Origin of the sequence: Desulfatibacillum alkenivorans DSM 16219, assembly GCF_900142135.1 — a bacterium.
GTDB classification, from domain to species: domain Bacteria; phylum Desulfobacterota; class Desulfobacteria; order Desulfobacterales; family Desulfatibacillaceae; genus Desulfatibacillum; species Desulfatibacillum alkenivorans.
On the sequence record NZ_FQZU01000022.1, the window covers coordinates 86,498 to 94,706 of the forward strand.

8 protein-coding genes and 2 tRNA genes are annotated in these 8,209 nt (G+C 54.6%); 2 read left to right on the forward strand and 8 right to left on the reverse strand.

Going from position 1 to position 8,209, the window contains the following annotated elements; genetic code table 11:
• Nucleotides 1-8 precede the first annotated feature (8 nt).
• From BUE18_RS16885 to BUE18_RS16905, 5 genes are all read right to left on the reverse strand, one after another.
• Complete coding sequence (locus BUE18_RS16885) at nucleotides 9-1,223, reverse strand: ATP-binding cassette domain-containing protein (protein ID WP_073477368.1); 1,215 nt, start codon at nucleotides 1,221-1,223, stop codon at nucleotides 9-11.
• A 6-nt stretch (nucleotides 1,224-1,229) separates the two neighbouring features.
• The gene (locus BUE18_RS16890; RefSeq protein WP_073477369.1) at nucleotides 1,230-2,036 is read right to left on the reverse strand and encodes an MlaE family ABC transporter permease; all 807 of its coding nucleotides are present in this window, start codon (nucleotides 2,034-2,036) and stop codon (nucleotides 1,230-1,232) included.
• 133 nt (nucleotides 2,037-2,169) lie between these two features.
• Complete coding sequence (locus BUE18_RS16895; protein ID WP_073477370.1) at nucleotides 2,170-3,471, reverse strand: TRAP transporter large permease; 1,302 nt, start codon at nucleotides 3,469-3,471, stop codon at nucleotides 2,170-2,172.
• A complete protein-coding gene (locus BUE18_RS16900) occupies nucleotides 3,468-3,953 on the reverse strand; it encodes a TRAP transporter small permease (RefSeq protein ID WP_073477371.1) in 486 nt (161 codons plus the stop codon). Before BUE18_RS16900 ends, BUE18_RS16895 begins: the two co-directional genes overlap by 4 nt.
• A 30-nt stretch (nucleotides 3,954-3,983) precedes the next feature.
• The gene (locus BUE18_RS16905; protein ID WP_073477372.1) at nucleotides 3,984-4,985 is read right to left on the reverse strand and encodes a TRAP transporter substrate-binding protein; all 1,002 of its coding nucleotides are present in this window, start codon (nucleotides 4,983-4,985) and stop codon (nucleotides 3,984-3,986) included.
• A gap of 458 nt (nucleotides 4,986-5,443) precedes the next feature.
• On the opposite strand from BUE18_RS16905, the gene BUE18_RS16915 reads away from it, so the two are divergent.
• Nucleotides 5,444-5,519: transfer RNA gene (locus tag BUE18_RS16915), tRNA-Lys, on the forward strand.
• Nucleotides 5,520-5,559: 40 nt separating this feature from the next.
• Nucleotides 5,560-5,637 (forward strand) — tRNA-Glu (locus BUE18_RS16920).
• Nucleotides 5,638-5,708: 71 nt separating this feature from the next.
• On the opposite strand, the gene BUE18_RS16925 is transcribed toward BUE18_RS16920, so the two are convergent.
• The 3 genes from BUE18_RS16925 to BUE18_RS16940 form a co-directional block, all read right to left on the reverse strand.
• The gene (locus BUE18_RS16925; protein ID WP_425290479.1) at nucleotides 5,709-6,467 is read right to left on the reverse strand and encodes a tyrosine-type recombinase/integrase; all 759 of its coding nucleotides are present in this window, start codon (nucleotides 6,465-6,467) and stop codon (nucleotides 5,709-5,711) included.
• Between the two features lie 130 nt (nucleotides 6,468-6,597).
• Nucleotides 6,598-6,912, reverse strand: a complete 315-nt coding sequence (locus BUE18_RS16930; protein ID WP_073477375.1) for a helix-turn-helix domain-containing protein — start codon at nucleotides 6,910-6,912, stop codon at nucleotides 6,598-6,600.
• A gap of 550 nt (nucleotides 6,913-7,462) precedes the next feature.
• On the reverse strand, nucleotides 7,463-8,209 hold a 747-nt coding region (locus tag BUE18_RS16940; RefSeq protein WP_139264783.1), incomplete at its 5' end, for a nucleotidyl transferase AbiEii/AbiGii toxin family protein.

An 8,209-nucleotide genomic window follows, 5' to 3' on the forward strand; every position in this document is an offset into this window, starting at 1 on the left:
CCTCCGGACTATTTGGTTATTCTAAAAGCGTAAAGCATGTTTTCGCGTGATTCAGCGGCAGCCAATACTGTATCGATGGGGCTGTCGTCCGTGGCTTCGGCAAAGCCGGCGGACACGGAGAAGCAGAATCCGGGATACAGCTCCGCATCGGTGATCTTTTCCCCCCGGGCCGCCCGGGCCAGCTTGGAGCAGACCTTTTGAGCGTCCTTTCGGGTGGTGTTGGGCAGGACGGCCAAAATCTTGGCCATGCCGTACCGGGAGCAGGTGTCGTTGGGCCGTAAATGCTGCTGAAGCCACGCAGCAAAGTTCTTGACCATGGTCTGGCCTGCCACGTGCCCGACTTTGTCGTTGATTTCCTCCAGGTTTTCCACGGTAAACACCATGAGGGAGAAATTGGATTCCTGCTGCTTTTGCAGCTCCATTTCCTGCTCGAAGCGCCGTTCCAATTGGGTGGGCGTGCCCAAACCGGTCAGGGCGTCGTGGTTGGCTTCCATACCCCGCAGGAAGCCTTGAACGATAGGGTCCTTGGATTGCTGAATGTCCTGGGGCGCCCCTTGAATGAGGATTTGCCCTTCGTCCAGCATGGCCACTTTTTGGGATATAAAGAAAACGTCCGGGATTTCGTGGCTGACCACAATGGCCGTAAACCCGAACTTCTTTTGATAATCCGAAATCATACTATGGACCGCGTTCTTGCGGATGGGGTCCAGCCCGGTGGTGGGCTCGTCGAACAGGACGATTTCCGGGTTGGTCACCAGCGCCCTGGCCAGGGCCACGCGCTTTTTCATGCCGCCTGAAAGCTGGGAGGGAAATTTATTGCCGATCTCGTGGAGATCCAACTGATCCATCCTGGTCGCCACCCTTTCGGCGATCTCCTTTTTGGACAGTTCCCCCTTTTCCTTGAGCGGCAGGGCCACGTTCTCATATACGGTCATGGAGTCGAACAGGGCGGTGTTTTGAAAAACATAGCTGAACCGGCTGCGGAGCTGCTTTCGCTCCGCCTTTTTCATGGTTTTGAATTCCTTGCCCTCAAAAAGGATCTGGCCCGAATCCGGCTCCATGAGGCCGATGATATGCTTTAAAAGAACGCTTTTGCCCTCGCCGCTCTTTCCAATGACCGTGGTCACCTCGCCTTTTTCAATGGTCAGGCTGGCCCCGCGGAGAATATGGTGCCGTCCGAAGCTCTTAACGACGTCCTTCATTTCTATGAGTGGTGTAGTCATAGCCTCCTACCAAATAAAAGCGGTGAGAACAAAGTCAGCCATCAAAATGAGTACGCAAGACATGACCACCGCGGAAGTGGTGGATGCGCTCACCCCTTTGGCGCCGAATCCGTTGGGCCTCATGTGAGTGGTGTACCCCTGGTAGCAGCAGACCGTGATGACGATGACGGCGAATACGATGGCCTTGAGAAAGCCGCCGTTGATGTCTTCCATGACCAGGGAGTTTTCCACCGTATACCAATAGGTGGCGTCGTTCAGGCCTTTCAGCTTGCAGCCGCTCAAATATCCGCCGAACAGGGCGATCACGTCGAACAGGGCCGTAAGCAGGGGAAAGCTGATGATTGCCGCGGCCAGCCTGGGGGACACCAAAAAGCGGATGGGATTGATCTGCATGGTGTCCAGGGCGTCGATTTCCTCGGAAATCCGCATGATCCCGATTTCCGCGGCCATGGCCGAACCCGCCCGGGCCGTGACCATAATGGCGGCCAGCACCGGCCCCATTTCCTTGATCAGGGTGTGGACGATGGAGGTCCCCAACATGCCCTCGGATCCGAAATTGGCCAACGCATTATACAGCTGAAGCCCGAGCACCATCCCGGTAAAAAGGCCTATGAGGCTGACCACATACAGGGACTGTGCGCCGATGATATTTATTTGCGTAATAATTTTAACAAATTGAAGAGGGAGGGTGAACATATGGAGCACGCTGTGCATCAGAAAAATGAACATCCTGCCCATTTCCTGTATAAAAGCGATGGTTTTTCTTCCCGTAGCGGAAACCGGCTCCACAACAACTCCAGCAAACACACTCATGGCAGATCCTTAATGTGTAAGAATTTCCGTTAGATGACCCGCTTATTGATAACAGCCTGGAAAATAAAGAATATCACCTCTCAATACACGTTATGAAGGCCGCATGTCAACTCCCCATTTTCCGGCTTGGGATTTAGCCCATCAGACTCGGCAGAAACGTTGCGATCTTGGGAAAAAACAACAGCATGAGGCAGCATAACACCAGAGGAAGCAGCATGGGCAGCACCCCTTTGAAGATTTTCTCCAAAGGGACGTCCGTAGCCACGCCTTTAACCACATACACGTTGATGCCCACGGGCGGGGTAATCACGCCCATTTCCGTCACCAGAACGATGGTCACGCCAAACCAGATGGGATCGAACCCCAACCTTTCCACCACGGGAAAGAAGATAGGCACCGTCAGCATGACCATGGCCAGGGCGTCCATAAAGCAGCCGCCCAAAAGGTATACCAGGATGATCATGCCCATGATGGCCGTGGCCGGCAAAGGCAGGCCGGCGATCCATTCGGCCAGGGAGTATGGGATGCGCGTGATGGCCATAAACTTGCCGAAGACGATGGCGCCTGTGGCGATCATCATGACCATGCAGCTGATGCGGGTGGTGTCGCCCAGGGCCTTGACCAGGCCTTTCCAGTCTATCTGCCTTCTGATTACCGCGATGACCAGGGTGAGAAAGGCGCCCACTGCAGCAGCTTCCGTCGGGGTGAAAAAACCGAAGAACATCCCGCCCATGACCAGGGAAAAAAGAATCAGGGCCTCGGCCACGCCTATGAAAGAGAGAATTTTTTCCCTTAAACTGAAGGCCTCGCCTGCAGGGGCGATGCTGGGGTTCATCTTCACCCGGATGTAAATGGTCAAAAGAAAAAGCACGGTCAGGATGCAGCCGGGGACGATGCCCGCCATAAACAGCTTGCCGATGCTTTCCTGGGTGAGAATGCCGTAGACGATGAAAATCACGCTGGGCGGAATGAGAATGCCCAGGCTTCCGGCCGCGGCCACGGTGCCTGTGGCCAGGCCCATGTCGTAATTGTAGCGTTTCATCTCCGGCAGGGTGACCACGGCCATGGTGGCCGCGGTGGCGTTGGTGGACCCGGAAACCGCGGAGAAAGCCGCGCACGCGCCCACGGTGGCCATGGCCAGTCCGCCCGGCTTGTGCCCCACCAATATATAGGCGGAGTCGTACAGGCGGCGGCTGATCCCGGCCTGAAAGGCGATCTGCCCCATGAGTACGAACAGGGGGATGACGGTGAGGCCGTAGGACGAAAAGGTTTCGTAGATGTCCTGCCCCAGCATGGCGATTCCCGCCGAAGGGTTCACCACATAGGAGAATCCGGCGCAGCCCAGCATGGCCATGACAAAAGCCACGGGCATGCGGGAAAACAGCAGAATCAGCAGGATGACGATGCCCAGAATTCCGATGGTGGTCATGCTCATAATTTAATGGCCTTTCCTGCGTGCCCCAAAAAGGCCGTAAATAGAACGAAGCTGACCACAAAAAGGGAAACCCCGATGGCGTAAGCCACGGGGTACAAAGGCATTTGAAGGGTCATGGAAACCTGTCCGGCGTGCTGGTAGTCCCAGCCCATTTCCATAATCTTACGGGCCGCCAGAAAAAACACCACGCATCCCATGGCGCTTGTCACGGAATCAATGGCGTTTTGCAGCTTTTTGGGAAAGCGCCGGACTATAATGCTTACGGCCACATGCCCCTTTGCCATGGTGGTATGGGCCATGGCGAAAGCCACTGCAATGCCGCCCAGGTAAGCCACCAATTCGTACGCGCCGGGCACGGTCATGCGAAAGGTGCGCAGGACCACATCCAGGCATGTGACGATCATCATGCCAAAAACGGCAGCCCCCGCCACATAGTGCAGGACCGAGGCGAGGGCTTCCGATATTTTCTCCAAAGTTTTCATACAGCTAACATTCGACCTTCAAAAAACGCCTTATTCAGCCTTTTTGATGGCGTCGCGAATCTCCTGAACATAAACGGCCCCGTTGGGGACGCTTTCTGCGTATTTGGTGATGACGGGCTGAGCTTTCTCCGCCCACAGTTTATTCTCTTCCTCGCTCAGAGGAATGATCTCGTTGCCTTTTTCCAAAGTAAAAGCGCGGCCGGCTTCGTCGGCAGCATCCCATGCGGCGCCATGGATGTCAACATACTCGGCGCTCACTTCTTCCATAATTTTTTGGACCTCGGGAGACAGGGAGTTCCATTTGGCTTTGTTCATCACCACATACATGGCGGTGGTGTAGCCCACGGCGGAGCATTCGGTGGTGTAGTTGACCACTTCGGCCTGTTTCCAGCCCTTCAGGGTTTCGATGGGAGTGATGGTGCCTTCCACCACGCCGGTTTTCAGGGCTTCGTAAGCATCGCCCTGGCCCATGGCGACCGGAACGGCGCCCAATGCGGAGACCACTTCGGCGGAAAAGCCGGTGGAGCGGATTTTCATGCCCTTGAGGTCAGCCAGATTCCTGACGGGCTTCTGGGTGTGGAGCAGGCCGGGTCCATGAGCATGCACGTAAAGCAGCTTCACGTCTTTCAGGCCCTGGTCAGCGTGCTTCAGACCGAAATCGTTGGCCACGCGGCTGGCCACCTTGCCGTTGGGGTACCCCATGGGAAGGTCAATGGCCTGCATGACGGGGAAGCGGCCGCTGGTATATGCAAAGCAGGAGTTTCCAATATCGGAAATCCCGGAGACCACGCCTTCATAAACCTTGGGGCCTTTGGTCAGGGTGCCGCCGGCGAAAATGGTGATGTTGACGGCGCCGTTGGTGCGTTTTTCCACTTCTTTAGCCCATGCAATGGCTGCCTGAGCCTGGGCATGCTTCTCGGGAAGGAAAATGCTGTAGGTCAGGTTTACCGTCTTCCCGGCCATAGCCGGAACAGGACCCAACACCGCCAGAAGCAACGCCACAGCCGTCAAACACAGAACTATCCTCTTCATGTAGTTAACCTCCCTATTCCATCAGGAAAAAAAAGAAACGTGCAGCCCGCAAAGAACCCGCGGGGCTTGTTTTGGTACGCGTCTCCGTTCCCTTTGGAGGGACATCCCCACCCCCAAACGGCAAAGGAACTTGCTTATCGCACCCCTCGTAAAAAAGGTTATTCATACACCAGGAATCGTGGAAAAACAACAAAAATCAATAGACAACGCGCCTCAGGGAGCTTCAAAGGAAGGAGTTTTCGGGCTGAAAATCAAAATTTTCCAGGCAGCGCCGTTTTTACGGAACGGCGGCGAAGGGCCAGCCGCGCGGGTCGCGGCCCTCAAAAGGCCGAATGACGGGGAATCTGCAGACTATTAAGGGCATGTTCAGGCTATTTTGAATATTTTTTAAAAAATGGTTCTTTTCTGGTTGACAGCATCTCAAGAACGGTGCTACTTAGCGGGTCTCTTGCTTGCTGGGGCCGTTAACTCAGTCGGAAGAGTATCTGCCTTTTAAGCAGAGAGTCGCTGGTTCGAGCCCAGCACGGCCCACCACTTTTTCCTAAGGCCGAGCAAGAGAGAAAAACAAAAATGCGTCCCCATCGTCTAGCCCGGTCCAGGACACCGGCCTTTCACGCCGGCGACAGGGGTTCAAATCCCCTTGGGGACGCCAAATGAAATCAAAGGGTTACGGGAAACCGTAGCCCTTTTTTCGTTTCTACTGCGGGAAAAACTGCGGGGATTTCAAACAAAGTTTTTGACCTTATCCAGTTCCAAGAGGGCAACGGCCTCCCTGGTGTCCGTATAATTTCCCTCCACGTAAATCTCGGTCGTGGTCTGCTTCCGGTGACGAAGGACCTGCTGAACCTTTTTGAGCCCTACCTTCTGGAGATCGTTCAAATACTTGGCCACGGTATGCCGGATGTCGTGGAAACCGAAGGGCTCCACCTCAGCGCGTTCACAGAGGCCCTTGAGGAGCCTTCGTCTGGTCGTGAAGGGTTGGCCATGGTACGGGCTGGACTCATCCATATTGCAGAAAACATAGGGACTGGATGGCAACCGATTTTTCCACTGCCACTGGAGCAGGGAGTATAGATCGTTATTCATCCAGATTCTTTCATACACCATGGACCCATCGCGGCTTTTTTTCGTGCCGAGCCTGACCCACCGCTCCTCGAAATTGATATCATCCGCCCACGTCCAACGGAAAACCTCGGACTTGCGTGCGCCGGTATGCCAATATGCCCCGAGCAGAACACGATCCTGCCCTTGGGCCAGCATCATCACCTTCAGAATGTCCGCTATAGGGATCAACCGCCTATCCTTTTTCGTATGGGCCTTTTTTCGGATCGGTCCGGTGGGGTCGTGCATGACGCCGTATATTTCCTGAATCCAACGATAAAACGCCTTGATGTTCTTGCGGTCCTTGTTCGCGGCGCCATTGCTCTGGGCTTTTGCCCGCGCATTTAGAAACTCCAACACCTGTGGCGGCGATATGTCCATGACCTGGACATCACCCGTGAATTCGTAAAATCTTCGGAGGCAATAGGTCTTTTCCTGTAGGGTCTTTTTGCTATAGTTGAGCTGGCAGTCAGCCAAATATTTTTGGGAAAGCGCCCAGAGTGAAAGGTCGTTAGCGATCGAAGAAAACCTTCGGAGGTTCTCTTTCCTGCGTTCTTTTTCGGTCCTTACCCATTCCCTTGCCTGGGTTTTTAGCTGAAAGAATCCTTTTGCCTTTACCCTTTCCCCGTTCAGTTCGAACTCCGCTCTCCAACCCCATTTGGTCTTCCAGATAGCCATAGATCGCCCTCTTGGTCGTCCGCCATGACCCGCCCACCTTGACGCCGGGCAGCTTTTTCTGCCGCATAAGATGCCTGACGGTTTCGACACCGATAGATAGCTCCTCAGCGACTTGTTCAGGTGTCAATATGGCATTTTCGTGTTTCATGTCAATAAAAGTTTGATTTTATTAGTAATTAACGTCTTTTGAGTCTCCGTCCGGGCCATGAAAGACCTTGTCGCTTTTCAACTCACAAGCTCCAATGTTGGCATGGAGCTTTGCACATTTGCTATTCGGAACACTACTTCAAATCAAGGGGCAGATCAATTTATTTGTAGTAAAAACAGAATGTTGGTCACAACGCAATTTCTCGTTGATCCTGAAAAGGCGTTTTCCTATACAAACAAAAATACGGCGAAACTTTTCAAAAACGGTAACAGTCAGACGGCTCGGTTGCCCAAGGAATTTTAGTTCACGGGAGACGAGGTGTTGATCAGGAAGGTGGGCCGGAACGTAGTGCTCTCCCCAAGGAGGACCTGTGGAGTTCGCTTGTGCAGAGTCTGGATCTGTTCACGGAGGACTTCATGGAGGACCGGAATCAGCCGGGCCTGGACGAGCGGGAATTGCTGTGATGCAGTACATGCTCGACACCAACATCTGCATCTATCTCATCAAGAAGAAACCGGCTTGGGTGACCGCCTATTCCGGCACCCCGCCCTTATGCTTCCGCACGTTTACCGCCTTCCACTCCAGTAAGGGTACTCAGCCTCACCACCAGGTCCGCGTCATTTGTCAACAAAGCCGGGTGGATTTCCCCGTAATCCAGCAGCCGATCCAGGAACTCCATCTCGGCGTCGGTGAACGGAAACAGAAAGCCCAGAGCGTCCTTTGTTTCTTCCACCAATCTCCTGCCGTATTCCTCGGCGGTTTCCGCATCCTGGGCGGCGACGGTCCGCAGAGTGGGCGTCAACTGCCGGGCCAATTCCTTGGGGTCGAAATCCACGTCGTCCAGTTTCACGTGCCTCCAGTCCTTGCGATTCATGGCCCCGTAGGCAAAAAAGGCGGCGCGGACCTTTACCCTGTCCAGATCGAGGGACATCATTTGGTGGCAGTCGAACAGGTCCCGGGCCTGGTGCCTTGAGAACAGGGCCGCCAATTTCCCAGCCGCGATCTCATGCGCGTCCAATACCGGAACATTGCGGGCGGTCCATGAGCCAACAGTCCGGGAATCCATGAGGGACACCGGCCACAGGGGGATGCGGAACATGAAATTAAGGTCCACCTCCAGGTTGCCGGGCTGGCCAAAGGCACTCTGGTATCCCAACACCCATTTCCCGCCCGCATGTTCCTCGGGTAGGCGCTTCACGGTAAAGCCCTCTCTGGAAAAGACGGCGGTCAGTGCCTGCTCCATCTTCGGTCGGTCCTTCAACATTTCCTCGCGGCCAGGTTGGGCCACATAGTTGAG

Bases quoted from the DNA above. Each gene is read 5' to 3' on its own strand.
- BUE18_RS16885 (WP_073477368.1), bottom strand. From the start codon at position 1,223: ATGACTACACCACTCATAGAAATGAAGGACGTCGTTAAGAGCTTCGGA.
- BUE18_RS16890 (WP_073477369.1), bottom strand. From the start codon at position 2,036: ATGAGTGTGTTTGCTGGAGTTGTTGTGGAGCCGGTTTCCGCTACGGGA.
- BUE18_RS16895 (WP_073477370.1), bottom strand. From the start codon at position 3,471: ATGAGCATGACCACCATCGGAATTCTGGGCATCGTCATCCTGCTGATT.
- BUE18_RS16900 (WP_073477371.1), bottom strand. From the start codon at position 3,953: ATGAAAACTTTGGAGAAAATATCGGAAGCCCTCGCCTCGGTCCTGCAC.
- BUE18_RS16905 (WP_073477372.1), bottom strand. From the start codon at position 4,985: ATGAAGAGGATAGTTCTGTGTTTGACGGCTGTGGCGTTGCTTCTGGCG.
- BUE18_RS16925 (WP_425290479.1), bottom strand. From the start codon at position 6,467: ATGGACATATCGCCGCCACAGGTGTTGGAGTTTCTAAATGCGCGGGCA.
- BUE18_RS16930 (WP_073477375.1), bottom strand. From the start codon at position 6,912: ATGAAACACGAAAATGCCATATTGACACCTGAACAAGTCGCTGAGGAG.